At 70.3% G+C, this 17,100-nt stretch carries 20 protein-coding genes; 9 read left to right on the plus strand and 11 right to left on the minus strand.

Translation table 11 applies throughout. From position 1 onward, the window contains the following. Nucleotides 1-67: 67 nt before the first annotated feature. From JOD54_RS33730 to JOD54_RS33745, 4 genes are all read left to right on the plus strand, one after another. Nucleotides 68-1,210, plus strand: a complete 1,143-nt coding sequence (locus tag JOD54_RS33730) for a sensor histidine kinase (RefSeq protein ID WP_204455959.1) — start codon at nucleotides 68-70, stop codon at nucleotides 1,208-1,210. After that, nucleotides 1,207-2,298: a hypothetical protein gene (locus JOD54_RS33735; RefSeq protein WP_204455960.1), complete on the plus strand. Its 1,092-nt coding sequence runs from the start codon at nucleotides 1,207-1,209 to the stop codon at nucleotides 2,296-2,298. The genes JOD54_RS33730 and JOD54_RS33735 overlap by 4 nt, the downstream gene beginning before the upstream one ends. A 259-nt stretch (nucleotides 2,299-2,557) precedes the next feature. Beyond that, complete coding sequence (locus JOD54_RS33740; protein ID WP_204455961.1) at nucleotides 2,558-3,226, plus strand: response regulator transcription factor; 669 nt, start codon at nucleotides 2,558-2,560, stop codon at nucleotides 3,224-3,226. Nucleotides 3,227-3,228: 2 nt separating this feature from the next. After that, nucleotides 3,229-3,828, plus strand: coding sequence for a hypothetical protein (locus tag JOD54_RS33745; protein WP_204455962.1), 600 nt, complete (start codon nucleotides 3,229-3,231; stop codon nucleotides 3,826-3,828). A 4-nt stretch (nucleotides 3,829-3,832) separates the two neighbouring features. Here the strand turns inward: JOD54_RS33745 and JOD54_RS33750 are convergent, their stop codons facing one another. Beyond that, nucleotides 3,833-4,366, minus strand: a complete 534-nt coding sequence (locus JOD54_RS33750; RefSeq protein WP_204455963.1) for an EF-hand domain-containing protein — start codon at nucleotides 4,364-4,366, stop codon at nucleotides 3,833-3,835. 186 nt (nucleotides 4,367-4,552) lie between these two features. Here JOD54_RS33750 and modA point away from each other — a divergent pair, with 186 nt between their 5' ends. Genes modA through JOD54_RS33765 form a run of 3 tightly spaced genes read left to right on the plus strand, consistent with a single transcriptional unit; the run spans nucleotide 4,553 to nucleotide 7,100 of the window. Then, nucleotides 4,553-5,284 (plus strand): molybdate ABC transporter substrate-binding protein, encoded by a 732-nt coding sequence (modA, locus tag JOD54_RS33755; protein WP_204455964.1) that lies wholly within the window; start codon nucleotides 4,553-4,555, stop codon nucleotides 5,282-5,284. 11 nt (nucleotides 5,285-5,295) lie between these two features. Beyond that, nucleotides 5,296-6,078, plus strand: a complete 783-nt coding sequence (modB, locus tag JOD54_RS33760; protein WP_307860497.1) for a molybdate ABC transporter permease subunit — start codon at nucleotides 5,296-5,298, stop codon at nucleotides 6,076-6,078. Next, nucleotides 6,075-7,100 carry an ABC transporter ATP-binding protein gene (locus JOD54_RS33765; RefSeq protein WP_204455966.1) on the plus strand — a complete coding sequence of 342 codons (1,026 nt, stop codon included), beginning with the start codon at nucleotides 6,075-6,077 and terminating at the stop codon, nucleotides 7,098-7,100. Before modB ends, JOD54_RS33765 begins: the two co-directional genes overlap by 4 nt. On the opposite strand, the gene JOD54_RS33770 is transcribed toward JOD54_RS33765, so the two are convergent. From JOD54_RS33770 to JOD54_RS33800, 7 genes are all read right to left on the minus strand, one after another. After that, complete coding sequence (locus tag JOD54_RS33770) at nucleotides 7,077-8,507, minus strand: sensor histidine kinase (RefSeq protein ID WP_307860499.1); 1,431 nt, start codon at nucleotides 8,505-8,507, stop codon at nucleotides 7,077-7,079. The genes JOD54_RS33765 and JOD54_RS33770 overlap by 24 nt on opposite strands. Then, complete coding sequence (locus tag JOD54_RS33775) at nucleotides 8,504-9,187, minus strand: response regulator transcription factor (protein ID WP_204455967.1); 684 nt, start codon at nucleotides 9,185-9,187, stop codon at nucleotides 8,504-8,506. The genes JOD54_RS33770 and JOD54_RS33775 overlap by 4 nt, the downstream gene beginning before the upstream one ends. Beyond that, the gene (locus JOD54_RS33780) at nucleotides 9,184-9,729 is read right to left on the minus strand and encodes a hypothetical protein (protein ID WP_204455968.1); all 546 of its coding nucleotides are present in this window, start codon (nucleotides 9,727-9,729) and stop codon (nucleotides 9,184-9,186) included. Before JOD54_RS33780 ends, JOD54_RS33775 begins: the two co-directional genes overlap by 4 nt. Nucleotides 9,730-9,739: 10 nt before the next feature. Then, complete coding sequence (locus JOD54_RS33785; RefSeq protein WP_204455969.1) at nucleotides 9,740-10,939, minus strand: ABC transporter permease; 1,200 nt, start codon at nucleotides 10,937-10,939, stop codon at nucleotides 9,740-9,742. Then, a complete protein-coding gene (locus JOD54_RS33790; protein WP_204455970.1) occupies nucleotides 10,936-11,622 on the minus strand; it encodes an ABC transporter ATP-binding protein in 687 nt (228 codons plus the stop codon). Before JOD54_RS33790 ends, JOD54_RS33785 begins: the two co-directional genes overlap by 4 nt. Continuing rightward, nucleotides 11,619-12,758, minus strand: coding sequence for an efflux RND transporter periplasmic adaptor subunit (locus JOD54_RS33795; protein WP_204455971.1), 1,140 nt, complete (start codon nucleotides 12,756-12,758; stop codon nucleotides 11,619-11,621). The genes JOD54_RS33790 and JOD54_RS33795 overlap by 4 nt, the downstream gene beginning before the upstream one ends. Nucleotides 12,759-12,824: 66 nt before the next feature. Next, nucleotides 12,825-13,643 (minus strand): helix-turn-helix domain-containing protein, encoded by an 819-nt coding sequence (locus JOD54_RS33800; protein WP_204455972.1) that lies wholly within the window; start codon nucleotides 13,641-13,643, stop codon nucleotides 12,825-12,827. Nucleotides 13,644-13,808: 165 nt separating this feature from the next. On the opposite strand from JOD54_RS33800, the gene JOD54_RS33805 reads away from it, so the two are divergent. Beyond that, nucleotides 13,809-14,159, plus strand: coding sequence for a hypothetical protein (locus JOD54_RS33805; protein ID WP_204455973.1), 351 nt, complete (start codon nucleotides 13,809-13,811; stop codon nucleotides 14,157-14,159). A 240-nt stretch (nucleotides 14,160-14,399) separates the two neighbouring features. Here JOD54_RS33805 and JOD54_RS33810 read toward each other — a convergent pair whose 3' ends face one another. Next, a complete protein-coding gene (locus JOD54_RS33810; protein ID WP_204455974.1) occupies nucleotides 14,400-15,104 on the minus strand; it encodes an SRPBCC family protein in 705 nt (234 codons plus the stop codon). 37 nt (nucleotides 15,105-15,141) lie between these two features. Beyond that, nucleotides 15,142-15,735 (minus strand): ArsR/SmtB family transcription factor, encoded by a 594-nt coding sequence (locus JOD54_RS33815; RefSeq protein WP_204455975.1) that lies wholly within the window; start codon nucleotides 15,733-15,735, stop codon nucleotides 15,142-15,144. Between the two features lie 110 nt (nucleotides 15,736-15,845). On the opposite strand from JOD54_RS33815, the gene JOD54_RS33820 reads away from it, so the two are divergent. Next, nucleotides 15,846-16,874, plus strand: coding sequence for a TRM11 family SAM-dependent methyltransferase (locus JOD54_RS33820; RefSeq protein ID WP_204455976.1), 1,029 nt, complete (start codon nucleotides 15,846-15,848; stop codon nucleotides 16,872-16,874). Nucleotides 16,875-16,883: 9 nt separating this feature from the next. Here JOD54_RS33820 and JOD54_RS33825 read toward each other — a convergent pair. Beyond that, on the minus strand, nucleotides 16,884-17,100 hold a 217-nt coding region (locus tag JOD54_RS33825; protein ID WP_372440381.1), incomplete at its 5' end, for a hypothetical protein.

The raw sequence follows: 17,100 nt of genomic DNA on the forward strand, positions 1-17,100 counted from the left end.
CTGTCAGCCGTTCGGCGGATACTGCCGGGGGCGAAACGGCGGCGGCGGGCTGGTCGATCAAACCTGCGTGGCAGCCCCCGTGACCGAGGACGCGCAGGCCGCGCTGGACCGGGTGACCGCGCTAGCGGGTGCGTCGATGCGGGGTGCGGTGGCGGTCCTCGGCGGGGTGGCCGCGGTCGCAGGGCTGGCGCCGCCGGTGTCGCTGCCCGTGGTGCTGGTCGCGGTGGCGGTGAGCGTGCTGTGGTCGGCGGTGTTCGCGCTGATCACCGTCCGGCACGGTGTCCTGGGCTGGGTCATGCTGGTCGACATCGCCCTGACCACCGCGTTGTGCCTGCTGCAGCCGTGGCTGGTGGCGCCGGAGCTGCGGTTGGGCGGGGCGAGCTGGGTGGACGGGCTGACCTCGATGACGATCGTGGTGGCCAGCATCGCCTGGCGGCCCCGGCTGGCCGTGCCCGCCGGGCTGCTGGTCGCGCTGACGCACGCGCTGGGCGCCTGGCAGGAGGGCGGGGCGCTGGGCACGCTGGGCATCCACCTGATCCAGATCGCCGCGACGGCCGCGCTGATGACGGTGCTGCGCCGCGCCGCCCGGGTCGCCGACGACGCGCTCGACGAGTTGCGCGCCACCGAACGGGCGGCGGCCGTGCTGCGCGCGCGGCGGGCCGACGAGCGGGCGCACAAACGGGAACTGCACGACACGGTCCTCGCGACGCTGACCACGATCGGCACCGACGGCATCACCGCGACCTCGGCGGCACTGCGCGCCCGCGCCGCGGCCGACCTGGCCATCGTCGAGGGCGCGATCGACGCGGGCGAACCGGACATCGACGTCGACCTGCGCCACGAACTGCGGGCGGTGGCCGACCGGGCCCAAGTGGAGGTGGTGGTGGACCTTGTCCCCTGCAAGGTCCCCGTGCACGTCGCCGCCGCGTTCGCCGAAGCCGCCGCCCAAGCCCTGGCCAACGTCGCCAGGCACACCCGCGTCGACCGGGCCCACCTGTCCCTGACCACCGACTGCGCCTCGGTCCTGGTCACCATCACCGACACCGGCCCCGGCTTCGACCCCACCACCGTCCCCCGCCACCGCTACGGCGTCCGAGAGGGAATCCAAGGCCGAATGCGCTCCACCAACGGCGACGCCGACATCACCTCCGGCCCCACCGGCACCACAGTGACCCTCCGCTGGCCCGCCACCCCGGAGCCCACCCCGTGACCGCTGAGCCGAGTGTTGTTGTTGCTGAGCGGTATGCGCGGGGGGCGACCGTGGCGGCGGTGGTGATCGCGGGGTTTTGGCACCTGGGGTACGACTCCGTCGTCACGGTGGCGAATTGGGGGGTTTACACCAGGCAGTGGGCTGCGGCCGTCGGGTGGGTGTTGTACCTGGTGGTGGGGGTGGCCGGGGCGGTGTTGTTGCTGCGCGGGGGTTCCCGGCGGTGGGCTTGGCCGTTGGGGGTGGCGGCGCTGGCGGTGGACGTGTTGCTCGTGTTGGCGGCGCCGGCGCAGGTGATCTTGCCGCCGAATTGGGCTTGGGGGGCGGTGGGGTGGGTGGCGGTGATCGTGTTCTGGCGGCACCGGGCGGCGCACCTGGTGGCGTTCCTGGTGGCCGACACCGCCCTGCTGGTCGTCAGCATGGTCGCGGTGGACGCCGGGTCCAGCCAGCACGTCTCGCGGGCGATCATGGTGCTGCTCGGCGCGTTCACCCTGCAGCTGGGCTACAACTTCGGCGGGCACGGGCTGCGCACGGCGGCCGGGTGGGCCGCGCGGGACTCGGCGGCGAGGACCGAGGCGACGGCGCGAAGGGCGGCCGCCGAGGCGGTGGCGGAGGACCGGGCGCAGCGGTACCGGGAGTTGCACCGGGCCACGGCCACGTTGTTGGCCGAGCTCGCTGCGGGCGCGGACCCGGCAGACCCGGCGATCCGGCGGCGGGCCGCGGCGGGGGCGGCGCGGTTGCGCAGGCTGATGGCCGAGACCGACGACGTGCCGGATCCGCTGCTGCACGAGCTGCGCGCCGGGGCGGATGTCGCCGAGCGGCGCGGGGTGCAGGTGTCGCTGTCGGTGGTCGGCACGGTCCCGCAGCTGCCGGTCGACCTGCGCCGGGCGTTGACCGAGGCGCCGATCCTGGGGTTGAGCGCGGCCAGGTCGGTGGCCAGGGTGACGGTGGTGGCCAGCCAGCAGGAGGTGGCGGTCGCGGTGGTCGCCGACGCCCCGCCGGTCCGCCTGTCCCAACCCCGCGGCGTCGACCTGACCCACGACCGCGACGGCGACCAGCTGTGGCTGGAGACGAGGTGGACCGGTGGCTGAGGCAGGGGTGACGGTTGGGCGCCCAGAGCGGCGGGTCGCACGCCACCCGGCTCCGATCCGTGCCCTACCGCGGCCGAAGCGAGCAGACCTCGCGCCTGGCCTGCTGGCCGCCCATCGCAGCAGGCCAGGCGAACACCGCGACGAGCCCGAGTTGTCCACAGGCCACCCCCGCGCGCACCCCTTTCCGTCAGTCCCCCCGCCGTAGAATGCGATTCGGGGGCTGCTCAGTGCGGTTCGATCGTGAGCGGGAGGGGGACCGATGACCGGCCTGCCGGTGACCGTGGGGATCATCGAGGACCACCCGGTGGTCGTGGACGGGGTCACCACGTGGATCAACGCCGACCCCGGGCAGCGGGCGGTGGTCGTGGGCAGCGGCGCCGATGTCGACGAGGTGCTCGCGGGACCCGCTGGGGCGGCCGATGTGCTGCTGCTGGACCTGCACCTGGGTGAAACCGTGGTGGTGGACCGGGTCGCGGAGCTGTGCACCGCCGGGCGGCGGGTGGTGGTGTACTCGGGGATGGACGACCCGGACACGATCCTGGCGGTGCTCGAGGCGGGGGCTTCGGCGTTCCTGTCCAAGCACGAGGCGGGCGGGCACTGCGTCGACACGATCGTCGCGGTCGCCACGGACCGGCCGTACGTGACCCCGTCGGTGGCGGGGGCGCTGCTGTCGGAGGCGCCGCACCTGTCGGCCCAGGAGCGAACGGCGCTGCTGCTGTGGTTCCAGTCGATGTCCAAGGCGTCGGTGGCGCGCCGGATGGGGTTGAGCGAGGCGACGGTCCGGCAGTACATCGACCGCGCCAGGGTCAAGTACGCCAAGCTCGGCCGCCCGGCGCCGACCAAGACCGCGCTGCTGGCCAGGGCGATCGAGGACGGCTTGATCCGCGCGGACGAGATCCGCGAGTACCGCTCGCACGCGGCCGAGTAGCCGTGGCCAGGCGCAACCGGGTGACCCCCACCGGCGATCTCGTCGAGACCCCGCACCGCGGCACGCTGATGGGCAACCGCGGCGTGCTGCACGACGCCGCGGGGACGATCGTGCGCCGCTCCCAGGTCCGCCGCTGGATCACCTGCGAGCTGACCTTCCGCGGCCGCCGCCGACCGGTCATGGCGCCCGGTAAGTACACCGAGCTGTTCTTCCTCGACGAGGCCGTCGCCCTCGCGGCCGGTCACCGCCCCTGCGCCGAGTGCAGACGCCAGGACTACCTGCGGTACCGCGAACTCTGGTCGTCCACACAGGACACCCAACCGCCCGGCGCCGACGACATGGACGCAGTGCTGCACACCGAACGCGCCCTGCTCGACGGCCGCCGCCAAACCCACACCCTGGCCGACCCACCCACCGGCACCTTCGTCATGGCGGACGGCTCGCCCTGGCTGGTGGCCCACGGTCGCCTGCACCTCTGGACCCCCGCGGGCTACACCACCACCCGCCCCCTCCCGAGCACCCCACTCGACGTCCTGACCCCACCCACCAGCACCGCCATCATCGCCGCAGGCTTCACCCCGCGCCTGGCCGTCACCCCGTAGCGGTTCATGCCCCCGGCACGGGGCCGAACAGCCAGGTGCCGGGAGCGGTCCGGTCGTCGCCTGCCCAGAACTCGGTCCACAGGGCGGTGAACTCTTCGCGGGAGAGGGTGCCGTTGCCGTCGGTGTCGAGTAATCGGAAGACGTCACCCAACTCGGTGGGGCGGCCGTTCCAGGCTTCGACCAGGCGGTGGTGTTCGGCGGGGGTGATGCGGCCGTCGCGGTCCTCGTCGACGGCGTCGAAGAGGGCGTTGGCGGTTTCGGTGACGGCCTCCGGGGCGCTGTGCAGCTGGTCGACGACGCCGAGCACGTCGTGCACGGTGACCTGGTCGGTGCCAGCGGCGGCCCGCAGGGTGTGCCACCAGCCGAGCATGATGGTGGCCAGCCGGTGGTGCTCCGGCGAGCCCGCCGCCGCGCCGCGCAGCAGGCACCAGCGGTCGGTGAGCGCGACGAAGTCGGCCTCGGTCAGCGCCCCGTCGTGGTCGTGGTCCATCGCGGCGAACACCCCGGTGATCTTCGCCCGTTGGAACCCGCTGGCCATGCCGCCTCCCGGTGTCGGTGGAGCTCCACTCTCACCCACGACCCCCGCCCGGGCAGCCCCCAGTGCGGTGGTGCCGAGGTGCAAACGGGCGGTTACCCGCTGCCACCGAGCAGCGCCACCGCCGCATCCGCGGGGCTAGACTGCCGATCGACCCGAATCCGCGGTTACTCGTCCCTGGAGGTCTGGATGCGCGCCCTTCTCCTCGCGGTACTGCTGGTCTTAACCGGCTGTTCGTCGAGCCAGGGCCAGGAGCCCACCAGGACGGTCACCGTGTTCGCCGCCGCCTCGCTGACCGAGGTGTTCACCGCGATCGGCAAGGACTTCGAGGCCGCCAACCCCGGCGTCAAGGTCGCCTTCAACTTCGCGGGCAGCTCGGCGCTGGCCCAGCAGATCAACCAGGGCGCACCAGCCGACGTGTTCGCCTCCGCGGCCCCGGCCAACATGCAGCAGGTGACCGACGCGCTCTCGCCAGTCACCTTCACCCGCAACCAACTGGAGATCGCCGTCCCCAAGGGCAACCCCGGCAAGATCACCGGCCTGGCCGACTTCGGGGACGCGAGCCGCAAGATCGCCCTGTGCGCGGAGCAGGTGCCGTGCGGGGCGGCGGCCAAGAAGGCGCTGGCGGCGGCCGGGGTCACCGGTGCGCCGGACACCCTGGAGCAGGACGTCAAGGCGGCGTTGACGAAGGTGCGGCTGGGCGAGGTCGACGCGGCGCTGGTCTACCGCACCGATGTCAAGGCCGCCGGTGCCGAGGTGGAGGGCATCGACTTCCCCGAGGCCACCGCCGCGGTGAACGACTACCCGATCGCCGTGCTGGGCAAGGCCCCGAACTCCGCGGACGCGAAGGCGTTCGTCGACTTCGTCCTGTCCGACCGCGGCAAGACCGCGCTCACGAACGCCGGGTTCACGGCCCCGTGAACGGACGGCGGGTGAGTCGGGGGAGGCTCCCCGCCGTTCTTGTCGTGCCCGCCCTCGTCGGGCTGGCCTTCTTGGTGCTGCCGTTGGTGGGTCTGCTCGTGCGGACCCCCTGGGCGGAGCTGCCCACCCGGCTGTTCAGCGCCGGGGTGGGTGAGGCGCTGCGGTTGTCGTTGGTGTGCGCGAGCTTGGCGACGGTCGTGTGTGTGGTGCTGGGAGTTCCCCTTGCGTGGGTGCTCGCTCGCGGGGAACTCCCAGGCCGGCGTTGGATCCGCGCACTGGTGACCGTGCCATTGGTCCTACCGCCAGTCGTAGGCGGTGTCGCTCTGCTGTTGGTGCTTGGCAGGCGTGGGCCTATAGGCGAACTGTTGGACAGTTGGTTCGGAGTGTCCTTGCCGTTCACCACCGCCGGGGTGGTCGTGGCGGAAGCGTTCGTAGCCATGCCGTTCCTGGTGATCTCGGTAGAAGGCGCGCTGCGGGCAGCGGACCCGCGGATCGAAGAGGCAGCGGCGACGCTAGGCGCGTCCCGCTGGCTCACGTTCCGCCGGGTGACGCTGCCTTCGGTGATGCCGGGTGTAGTGGCGGGCACGGTGTTGTGCTGGGCTCGTGCTCTAGGCGAGTTCGGCGCGACGATCACGTTCGCGGGTAACTTCCCAGGCGAGACAACAACGATGCCATTGGCCGTCTACCTGGCACTGGAGACTGATCCGCAGGCAGCGATCGTGTTGAGCGTAGTGCTGTTGGCGGTGTCAGTGGCTGTTTTGGCCAGCCTGCGTGATCGGTGGGTGGGCGGATGAACCTCGACGCGCTACTACGCGTGGACCGCGCTGGCCTGGACCTACCGCTCATTGTCGAGCCCGGCGAGGTAGTGGTCGTGCTGGGTCCCAATGGCGCGGGCAAGACAACCGCACTACGCGCGCTGGCGGGCCTACTGCCGTTGCGTGACGGGCACATCCGGCTAGGCCAACACGTCTGGGATGCTCCGCCGCGCGAGTTCGTGCCACCGCAGCAACGCCCGGTCGGCATGGTGTTCCAGGACTACCTCTTGTTCCAACACATGTCCGTCCTGGAAAACGTCGCCTTCGGGTTGCGCGCCCGCGGTACACCCCGGCACGAGGCCCGATCCCGCGCGTCGACGTGGTTGGACACCGTGGGCTTGGCCGATCGCGCGGGTGACCGGCCGTCAGCGCTGTCCGGCGGTCAAGCCCAACGCGTCGCGCTCGCTCGGGCCTTGGCGACCGGCCCGGAGCTGTTGCTACTCGACGAGCCCCTCGCCGCGCTGGATGCCGGCACTCGACTCCGAGTGCGCGCGGAGCTGGCCCGCCACCTAAAGAACTTCCCCGGTAGCACGGTCTTGGTGACCCACGACCCGGTGGACGCCATGGCCTTGGGCGACCGCCTAGTGGTCATCGAGGACGGCCGCGTGACCCAAACCGGCGTCCCCCGCGAAGTGGCCCAGCACCCCAAGACCGACTACATCGCTCACCTGGTCGGTCTCAACCTCTTGCGCGGCAACGCCAAAGGCACCGAAGTCACCCTCGACGACGGCGACGCTCTTACAACCACGACCGCCGCTTCCGGTGCCGTCAATGTTGCTTTCGCCCCAACGGCTCTCCGCCTCGGCCATACCCGTCCGCAGGGCGCCAACGCCTGGCAGGTCACTGTTACCGCTGTGGAGCAGCACGCGCACACGACCCGCGTGCACTTGGGCTCCTTGTCCGCAGACCTTGCGCCAGCCGCCCTAGCCGACCTAGACCTCAACGAGCCTCTATGGGCGAGTGTGGCGCCGGAGGATCTACGCGTCTACGAGTCGCGGTAGCGCTACGGAGAACGTCGTGCCCGCAGCTGGGGTCGACTGCACGGCTATCGAGCCACCATGGGCGAAGACCAAGGCATCCACGATCGCCAACCCCAGCCCGGTGCCGCCGCTTTCCTGGGTCCGCGAGGGGTCAGCCCGGTAGAACCGCTCGAAGACGCGCTCCGCCTGCTCCGGGGTCATCCCCGGCCCCTCGTCGGCAACCTCGAACATCGCCGTGCGCCCGGTCAGCCGGACACGGACCTCCACAGCTCCTGCCGTGTGCCGGAGAGCGTTGCTGACAAGGTTGGACGCCACCTGCCGCAGCCGCTGGGTGTCACCCAAGACCACAGCCTCTTCATCGCCGATGTCCAACTTCAGCGCTATAGACCTGTCGGGTGAGACAACGCGTGCATCGTGCACAGCGTCAACGGCGATGACAGTCAGGTCAACAGGTGCGAGTTCCAATGGCCGCTGCCGGTCCAGGCTCGCCAACAGCAGCAGATCCGCCACTAGGGCACTCATCCGCTCTGCCTGCCCCTCGATACGGGACATCACTTCGCCGACGTCGGCAGCCGCGCCTTGGCGATAGAGCTCCGCATAGCCACGGATGGAGGTAAGAGGCGTGCGCAGTTCATGGCTGGCATCGGCGACGAACCGGCGCATGCGCCCCTCGGAGATCCGAGCGGCCTCTTCCGACCGGGCACGCGCGTGGAACGCCTGCTCGATCTGGCCCAGCATCCCGTTCAACGACACCGCCAACCTGCCGACCTCGCTGCCCGGCCGCCGCACCGGCACCCGGCGCGACAGGTCACCGGCGGCGATCGCCTCCGCGGTGCCCTCCACCTCCTCCAGCGGCCGCAGACCACCCCGGACCAGCGCGTACCCGGTCGCCGCCAGCAGCACCAGCGCGCCGAGGCTGATCAGCAGGAACGTCCGCCGGAGGTCGTCGACGGCCGTGTCGACATCGGCCTGGCTGGTGGCGACGACCACCTCGTCCTCGCCGAGCGGCCGGACGAGCACCCGCCACCTCGGCGAGGCGTCGCCCTCGGAGTCGACGGTCAGGTAGCTGCCGGGGTCGACCGAACCGAACGCGGGCAGCGCCGGGCGGACGTCGCTGTCGCGGCGCGGGCCCACGTCGATGACCTGGCCGTCCGGGTGGCGCACCAGCACCACCTCCCACTGCGCCCACGCCGGGCCGCGGTTCGAGCGGCTCGGGTCGACACCGGTGATGAGCTGGCGCTGGGCCAGACCGCTCATCCGGTCCAGCCGGGAGTCGATCTGGCCCAGCAGGTAGTTCTGCATGACCTGCGCGCCGATCGCCCACGTGCCGAGTAGGCCCGCCGCGGCGAGCACTACGACCACCAACACCAGGTACACGCGTAGAGGCAGCCGCCCGAAGGCCTCACCGATGCGGCCGAGGCCTCTCACGGTGCCCGCAGCACATAGCCGAACCCGCGCACGGTGTGGATAAGACGAGGATCGCCGTCGTCGACCTTGCGACGCAGGTACGAGATGTAGGACTCGACGACCCCGGCCTCACCGTTGAAGTCGTAGTTCCACACCTGGTCGAGGATCTGCGCCTTCGACACCACCCGGCCCACGTTGCGCAGCAGGTAGTGCAAGAGCTTGAACTCCGTCGGAGACAGCTCGACCGACTTGCCTGCCTTACGCACCTCGTGGCTGTCTACGTCGAGTTCGAGATCCCCCACCGCCAACCGCTCCGGCGCCGCCTCGGAGGGGCGGGTGCGACGCAGGATCGCGGTGACCCTGGCGATGACCTCTTCCAGGCTGAACGGCTTGGTCACGTAGTCGTCGCCACCGATGGTCAGGCCGGTGACCTTGTCCTTGTTGGCGTCGCGGGCGGTCAGGAACAGCACCGGCACCCCGTGCCCACCCGCGCGCAACCTCCGCAGCACGTCGAAGCCGTCCCGGTCGGGCAGCATCACGTCCAGCACCAGCAGGTCCGGTCGCAGCCGCTCGGCCTGGCTCAGCGCGTCGGTGCCGGTCGCGGCGGTGGCCACGGTGAACCCCGCGAACCGCAGGCTGGTGGCCAGCAGGTCGCGGATGCCGTCGTCGTCCTCGACGACCAGCAACGACGCCGGGGTCACCCCGCCGCCTGCCTGCGCGTCAGCGCCCGCGCGGTCACCGAGCCGTCCTCGGCCTGCTGCCCCTGGACCACGACCGGGTCGCCAGCGGCGAGGTCGGTGAGCGCGCCCTTGGTGACCAGGTCGACCGTGGTGGAGTCCGATGTGGACACCTTGACGAGCTTACCGTCCTGCGTCTTGACGTACACGGTGGAGCCCTCGACGTGGTCGACGGTCCCGACCGTGCCGCCCCGCCCCTGCCCGGGTACGCCTTGGCCGCCCTGCCCGGGGACGCCCTGCCCGCCGTAGCCGCCGCCGGGGAAACCGCCACCGCCCGGGCCGCCGTAGCCACCGCCCCGCCCCTGCCCGGCCGCGGGTGCGGCGGTCGCGGGAGAGGCCAGCGCCTTGTGCACGAGGGCGCCGCCGCCGAAGGCGAGCGCCACGAGCACGGCCACCGCGAGCCCGATGGTGACCTTGCTGACGCCCTTGCCCGCCGCGCGCAGCTCCTTGTCGATGTCACCGCCGACCGGCTGGTTCAACAGCGGGTCCTGCTCTGGTGTGGTCAAGGCCTATCCCCTATTCGTGTCGCAGTGCTTCGATGGGACGCAGGCGAGCGGCCCGGCTCGCCGGGTAGCTGCCGAAGAACAGGCCGATCACGGCCGAGACGGCGAAGGCCAGCAGCACCGAGGACGGCACGATCACCGGCGTGATGCCCGCGATGGTGAACCGGGCGCCGATGAACCCGGCCGCGACCCCGAGCGCGCCGCCGAAGAGGCTGAGCATGGTCGCCTCCAGCAGGAACTGGCCCAGGATGGCGCCGCGCCTGGCGCCGACGGCCTTGCGGATGCCGATCTCGCGGATCCGCTCGGTGACCGTGACCAGCATGATGTTGGTGACCCCGATCCCGCCGACCAGCAGCGAGATCGCCGCGACCGAGGCCAGCAGCACGGTGAAGGTGTCCGTGGTCGCGGTGCGCGCGGTGAGCAGCTGCTCCTGGCTCAGGATCCGGTAGTCGGCCTGCTGGCCGAACCCGATCTTGTGCCTGCCGTCGAGGATGGTGGTGACCTGGGCCTGGGCCGCGCTGATGGTGTCGGCGTTGGTGGCCTGCACGACGATCTGCGACAGGCTGCCGTAGCCGGTGAGCGCGTTCTGCACGGTGCTCAGCGGGGCGACGGCGGTGTCGTCGGCGTCCTGCAGGCCGCTGGAGCCCTTGGTCGCCAGGACGCCCACCACGGTGAACGGGATGTTGTTGACCAGGACGGATTCCCCGACCGGGTTGCCGGTGGGGAACAGCTGGGTGGCGACCGTGGCGCCGATGACGACGACCTTGCGGCCCTGCGCGAGGTCGTCGTCGGTGAACAGGGCGCCCTGGGCGACCGAGCTGTTCGTGGTGCCGAAGTAGGCCGGGTCGGTGCCCAGGAACTGGGAGATGCTGTAGCTGACCGAGCCGTGCGCGGCGGTCGCCGAGGTCGAGGTGACCGGCGAGGCCGACTTCACCGCGGGGGCCTCGACCGGGTCCGCGAGCGCCTTGGCGTCGGCGGTGGTCAACGGCTTGGTCGACGAGCCCGCCTGGGCGCGTTGCGGTGACACGGTCAGCACGTTGGTGCCCAGGCCCGCGATGCTCTGCTGCACCGACTGGGAGGCGCCGTTGCCGACCGCGATCAGCAGGATGACCGAGGCGACGCCGATCATGATGCCGAGCGTGGTCAGCGCCGAGCGGAGCTTGTTGGCCGTGACGCCGCGCACGGCGAAGGCCAGGACCTCGGTGAACCTCACGCGGGCACCCCCTGCGCGATCCGGCCGTCGACCACCCGGACCACCCGGTCGGCGTGCGCGGCGACGTCGTCCTCGTGCGTGATCAGCACGACGGTGCGGCCACCGGCGTTGAGCTGGTCCAGGATGCCCATGACGTCCTGGCTGCTGCGGGTGTCGAGGTTGCCGGTCGGCTCGTCGGCCAGCACGATCGCGGGCGCGGTGACCAGGGCGCGGGCGATCGCGACCCGCTGCTGCTGGCCGCCGGAGAGTTCGTTGGGCCGGTGGTGGGCGCGGTCGGCGAGGCCGACCATGCGCAGCGCCGCCATCGCCCGCGCCCGCCGCTGTGCCCGCCGAACCCCGGCGTAGACCAGCGGCAGCTCGACGTTGGCCAGCGCGGAGGTGCGCGGGATCAGGTTGAAGGACTGGAAGACGAACCCGATCTTGCGGTTGCGCATCAGCCCGAGCTGGGCCTCGCCGAACTCGGAGGTGTCGATGCCGTCGATCAGGTAGCTGCCCGAGGTGGGCAGGTCGAGGCACCCGAGGATGTTGAGCAGGGTGGACTTGCCGGAGCCGGAAGCACCCATGATGGCCAGGTACTCCCCACGAGCGACGGTGAGATCGAGGCCTCTTAGCGCGTGTACGGCGGTGTCACCCGAGCCGTAGGTCTTGCGTAGGTCGCGGACCTCGATGACGGGCGCGGTCACCGGCCCGGCCCGGTTCCACCGGTACCGCCCGGCCTCGCGCCGCCGCCTGTGCCACCAAAGCCACCACCGGCACCACCAAGGCCGCCCGCGTTGCGATTGTTGCTCTGTGTGCTGGTAGCGACCTGCGGTAGCACTACCTGCTCGTTCTCCGTAAGGCCCGACAGAACCTGCACATAGGTATCGCCCTTGACGCCCAACTCCACCGTCTTGCGCACCTCCTGCCCGTTCTCCATGACGGTGACCGAGCTCGCGTTGCCCACGGTCTGCACTGCGGCCGAGGGGACCGCCAACGCGTTCGCGGCGTTCGCGACGGTGATGGTGACGCTGGCCGACTGGCCCGGCTTGAGGTTCGCGGGCGGGCTGGTCAACGACAACGTGGTGCCGTACTGCACGACGTTGCTCGCGGTCGTCGGGAGCAGGTCGATCGCGACCACCGCCGCCTGGATGGGCTGGTTGGGCAGCGCGTTGACGGTGACGGTCGCGGCCTGGCCCACCTTGAGCTTGCTGACGTCGCTCTCGGCCACGTCCGCGTGCAGGGTGAGGTTCTTCAGGTCGGTGACGACGAAGTCGCCGGAGGCCGTCGTGCTGCTCGAACTCGCCCCGGACCCGCCCGACCCCGCCTTGCCGCCGACGGCCACGTTCACCGCGGTGACCGTGCCGTCGCCCGGCGCGGCCAGGGTCATCCCGGCGAGGGTGGCCTTGGCCTGGTCCCTCGACAGCACCGCCTGGGTGACCTGGTTGTCGAGCTGGTCGGTGTCCTTGCCCTCCGCCTCGGCGGTGTCCCGGTTGGTGACCGCCTGGCTGAGGTTGTTCTGGGCGATGGTCAGCTGCAGCTTGGCCTGGGACGTGTCCAGGGTGCCGAGGGTCTGCCCCTTGGTCACCACGTCGCCGACCTTGACGTTGACCGTGGCGACGGTGCCGGAGCTGCCGAAGGACGCCGTCCCCGTGTAGCCGCTCTGCACCGCACCGGACGCCGTCACCGTCTCGGTGACGTCCCTGGCCGTGACCGCCGCCGTCCGCGTGGTCGCGGCGGCAGCCGGTTCGGTGCCGGAGTCGAAGAAGAAGTAGTACCCGCCGAGCCCTACCCCGACCAGGACCACAGCCAAGAGCCCGTTGACGAGCCACCCGCGTCTCATAGCCGGATATCTTCGACACGGACGCTGTGGCCGACCTACGAGAAAGCCGGCAGTTCCCTGTGAGTCCTATAGGCCCTCTCGGAGGCGTGTGGCCAACCCTTCGATGATGCGGGCGCTGTCATCCGGGGCGAAGGAGACATCCCGGATGAACCCGACCGCCTCTTGGTAGATGCCCACGTCCACCGGCCGGTGGAGCCACAGCGTGGACGTCTTGGTCGCGACGAAGACCACCGGTCCTATGCGCTTGGAGTCGATGACGGTGAAGGGACCGTCCAACCCGGGGTGCCATCCGAGCCCTGCCGGGGTTATCCGGAGCTCTATATGTGGGCGACGGGTCATCGCCACTAGGTAATCCAACTGCTCCACGGCAGCCTCTTTGCCACCTATGTGCTGATGCAGAGCGGACACCCCTATCAGCGCGGTGTACCTAGTGGGCCTGTCGCCGGTAAGAACCTCTTGGCGCCGCAACGTGGTCTCAACCTCGTGGTCGCTGCGCGGGATCGACCTAAGAACCGCCGGGGTCTGCAACAGCTCCGGCAAGACCAATGGCGAAACTTGCACGATGCCACTGGCACTCCGCTCGCACTCCACATAGGCCGCCGCCTGCTGCTGCCGCTCGATCTCGGTGGCCGCGAACCACTGTGGATCGTCCAGCCGGTACGCGAGGGTCATCAGCTCATCGTGGCGCGCACCGTCCACCCCGTAGGTGGCGAACATGCGGGAAACCAGTTCGGGCCTGGGAGTCCGGTTCCCGTTCTCGTAGCGCGACAGCGTCGGCGCGTCCCGGTCGAGCGACTTGGCCACCTCGCGGAGGGTCAGGTCACTGGCTTCCCTGGTGCGGCGCAGCACGTTGCCCAACGCGACGCCTTTGGGCGTCCTCGCCATGCTTCTACCCCTTTGTTGACAGGCCGGAGACAACCAACGGTGACCGACCGGACGACGAAATCGCCGGATGCTCGTATCGCAAACGCGTCGCGGAACCCGGCGGGACGGCACGAGACTGGCGGTGAATCGGTTTCTGATTGTAGATCACAGGACACGGAGTTGGTGATGACCGGTACCCGCGACCCCATCACGGAAGCGGAAGCGCTGCGGCGTTTCCCGGAACTGGGCGCCTTGGTGGCACTGCGCGAACGGCAGTGGCGATTCCACCTGCTCGGCGAGAACGACGAACTGGTCGCCGTCGCCGCGACGCACACCGAGGAGCGGTTCACCGACGCGGTGTTCGTCTTCGACCGCCACCACGTGCTGGCGAACCGCCTCGTCGCCGACGGGGTGGTGTGGATGAAGGACGGCACGGACCTGGTCGAGGTGGTCACCGACCTGCTGGCGCTGCCGCTGCCGGGTGAACCGGGCGCGCCGAGCCTGGTCATCCGGTCGACCTCGTTGTGGATCCCGTGAGCGGCGGCGACCTCTGGCAGCTGGTCCTAGGACTCATCGTGCCGGTGCTGCTCGTCTACGCGGCGCTGGTGTGGTGGAGCTGTTCCCGAGATCGATGGAAGTAGCACATTGTAATCAGCACTTTCCCAGGCCATCCGCCGGTCTTCGGTCCGGTTTCGCCGATGTGGGCGGACAGGAAAACGCCCCGGGTTCGCGCCCGGGGCGTTTCTGCCGTGAATGGGTCCTAGGACTCGCGGAGGATCAGGCGAACACACCGTTCAGCCAGTTCTGCCACGCCTCGGTGGTCTTGTCCGCGTCGGCGGCACCGAACAGGTGGTGCGCGAGCGACACCGGCGCGCCCCACGGCTCGCGGCAGTAGAAGCGGTAGAGCGCGTCACCGGAGCGGAGGCCGATGAACTGACCCTCCAGGTAGTCGACCTCGACGTCGACCGGGTCGAGGCCGGGCACGTCCACCTTGATCCGGTCGCCGACGGCGGTGACGCCGAGAGCGCGGCGCACCACGTCCACCGAGCCCTGCGCGGTGGACGCTTCTGGGCCGTCCGCAGCCACGTAGGTCGCGGCCTGCCCCGGGAAGAACTTGACGTACTGCCCGAGGGAGTGGAGGTAGAAGTCGGTGTGCTTGCCCGCGCCGTCGTACTGGGTGTCCCAGTCGTCGGTGAAGATGCCGCTGTGGACGTACCGGAGCACGGTGGTGCCGCCGTCGCGCGCCTCGATGATGTGCTCGAGGGCGTTGAACCAGCCGTCCGGCCCGTCGGTGCGGACCGACGCCTGGTGCGGCGGGTCCCACACCGTGATGCGACTACCGGACTCGTCGACGGATCCGTCCGAGCCGGGCCACGGCATCGGGAACAGCCAGGAACCGTTGTTCTCGGTGATGGCGTTGAAGACCTGCTCCGGGGTGGCCTCGACGACGATCTCGCGGCGGATCTCGAACTGCTTCGACATGGCTGGGGTTCCTTCCGGGTTCTGGGGGTGCTGCGGTTCAGCGGTCGTGCTGGGGCTTGGGACTGGGGTGCAACGCGACGATGAAGCGGTGCTTGCGGCCGTTGGGCGCGTCCTCGGTGTGGTACTTGCGGACGAGGTCGGCGACCACGTCCTGCAGTTCGCCCGCGAAGGCGGCCCGGTCGGCCGCCGTGGCGAAGGTGATCTCGGCATCGCTGGCATAGGTCGCCAGCCGCTGCTTCGCCGCCGTCGCGCCGGCGATGAGCTGACCCAACTCCCGCACCAAACGCGCGGCCAAGGCGAGCAGCCACCGCGCGGAGAGCTGGTCCGGCGACTTCGACGGATCGGGGGCCACCGCGGAGAGCGCAGCAGGCGAGATCACGTAAGAGGCCGCGGTGGCCCTGAGAACGCGCTCCGTGCAGTTGCCCTTGCGCCGCTCCTCGACGAGCTCGACCAAGCCGTGCTTCTCGAGGGCGCGGAGGTGGTAGTTGACCTTCTGCCGGGGCAGCCCGACCACCTCGGCCAGCGAACTGGCCGAACCGGGCTCCGCGAGCGCGGCCAGCAGGGCTGAGCGCACCGGGTCCAGCGTGACCTCGGCAGCCGCCGGGTCGTCGATCACCGCTACGTCGAACATGGGACAACCCTCTCACCGACAACTTTTCTTGTCAAGGACGACTTGAGTTGTCGGTGACTGAACGCCGTACCCTGCTCTGACCTGCCCATCTCCGCCCCGATCGGGAGCCCATGCCCACCTACGCGCTGCTCGTGCGGCCCGCCCTCAACCGCGTCTACGCCGACTCGTCGGTGGACCTGATGGCCGCCGAACTGGCCGTGTTCGGCGACCGGGTGCTCGGCGGGCGGATCGGCGGGATCGAGCCGGTGCGCATCGGCGGGGTCCCCTACCTCGGCTTCGACGCCGAAGGCCTCGACGACCGCGACGTCCGCTACCTCGCGAACCTGTCCTCCGCCTACGCGCTGTTCGAGCGGCGGGACGACCTGCTCGCACCGGTGGAACTGGCCGGGCTGGACCGGTTCGACGACGACCTGATCACCATCCAGAAGTACTCGGGCAAGACCAACGAGCACTTCACCAAGCTGATGCTCAACCTCGCCGTGGCGTCATCGGAGTTCGCCGGGGAGATGCTCGACCGCAGGCTCCGCGTGCTGGACCCCCTGTGCGGGCGGGGGACGACGCTCAACCAGGCGCTGATGTACGGGTACGACACCGCCGGGATCGACCTGGACATGAAGGACTTCGACGCGTACTCGACGTTCCTGCAGACCTGGCTCAAGCGCAAGCGGCTCAAGCACACCGCCGAGGTCACCCGCGTCCGCCGCGAGGGCAAGGTCATCGCGCGCCGGTTGACCGCATCGGTCGGGATCGACAAGGAGAGCTACAAGGCCGGGGACGCCCTCAGCCTCGACTACGTCAACGCCGACACCACAGAGGCGGCGAAGTTCCACCGCGCGTCCACTTTCGACGTGATCGTGGCTGACGCCCCTTACGGCGTGCAGCACGGCAGCCGCGCGGGCGGCGGACTCCACCGCGGCCCTCTAGAGCTGGTCCAGGCGGCACTACCGGGCTGGGCGTCGTTGCTGCGCGCGGGCGGGACCGTAGTGCTGTCGTGGAACACCAATGTGGTTCCGCGGGAGGCACTGGTTGACGCATTGGCATCCGCGGGGCTGACACCACTCGACGAGGGGCCGTACCTGGGCTTCTCCCACCGGGTCGACCAGGCGATCGTGCGGGATGTCGTAGTCGCGCGTAAGTGAGCCGTGGCCCTAACCACGCAGAGCGGCTAAGAGCGCGTCCACGTCCTCATCGGACGTGACGATGCTCGGCCCTACGCGCACGTGCCGCTCGTTGTATGGAGTGACCGAGGCAGAGACGCCCTTCGCCGCCAGTGCCGCCACCACCGCCTGGGGCTGCACTGTGTCGACGTCGAAGCAGATGATCCCCGCCGACAACTCAGGTGCGGCAGGGGTGACGACCCGGATC

This window comes from Actinokineospora baliensis (genome assembly GCF_016907695.1).
In the GTDB taxonomy this organism is placed as follows: Bacteria; Actinomycetota; Actinomycetes; order Mycobacteriales; family Pseudonocardiaceae; genus Actinokineospora; species Actinokineospora baliensis.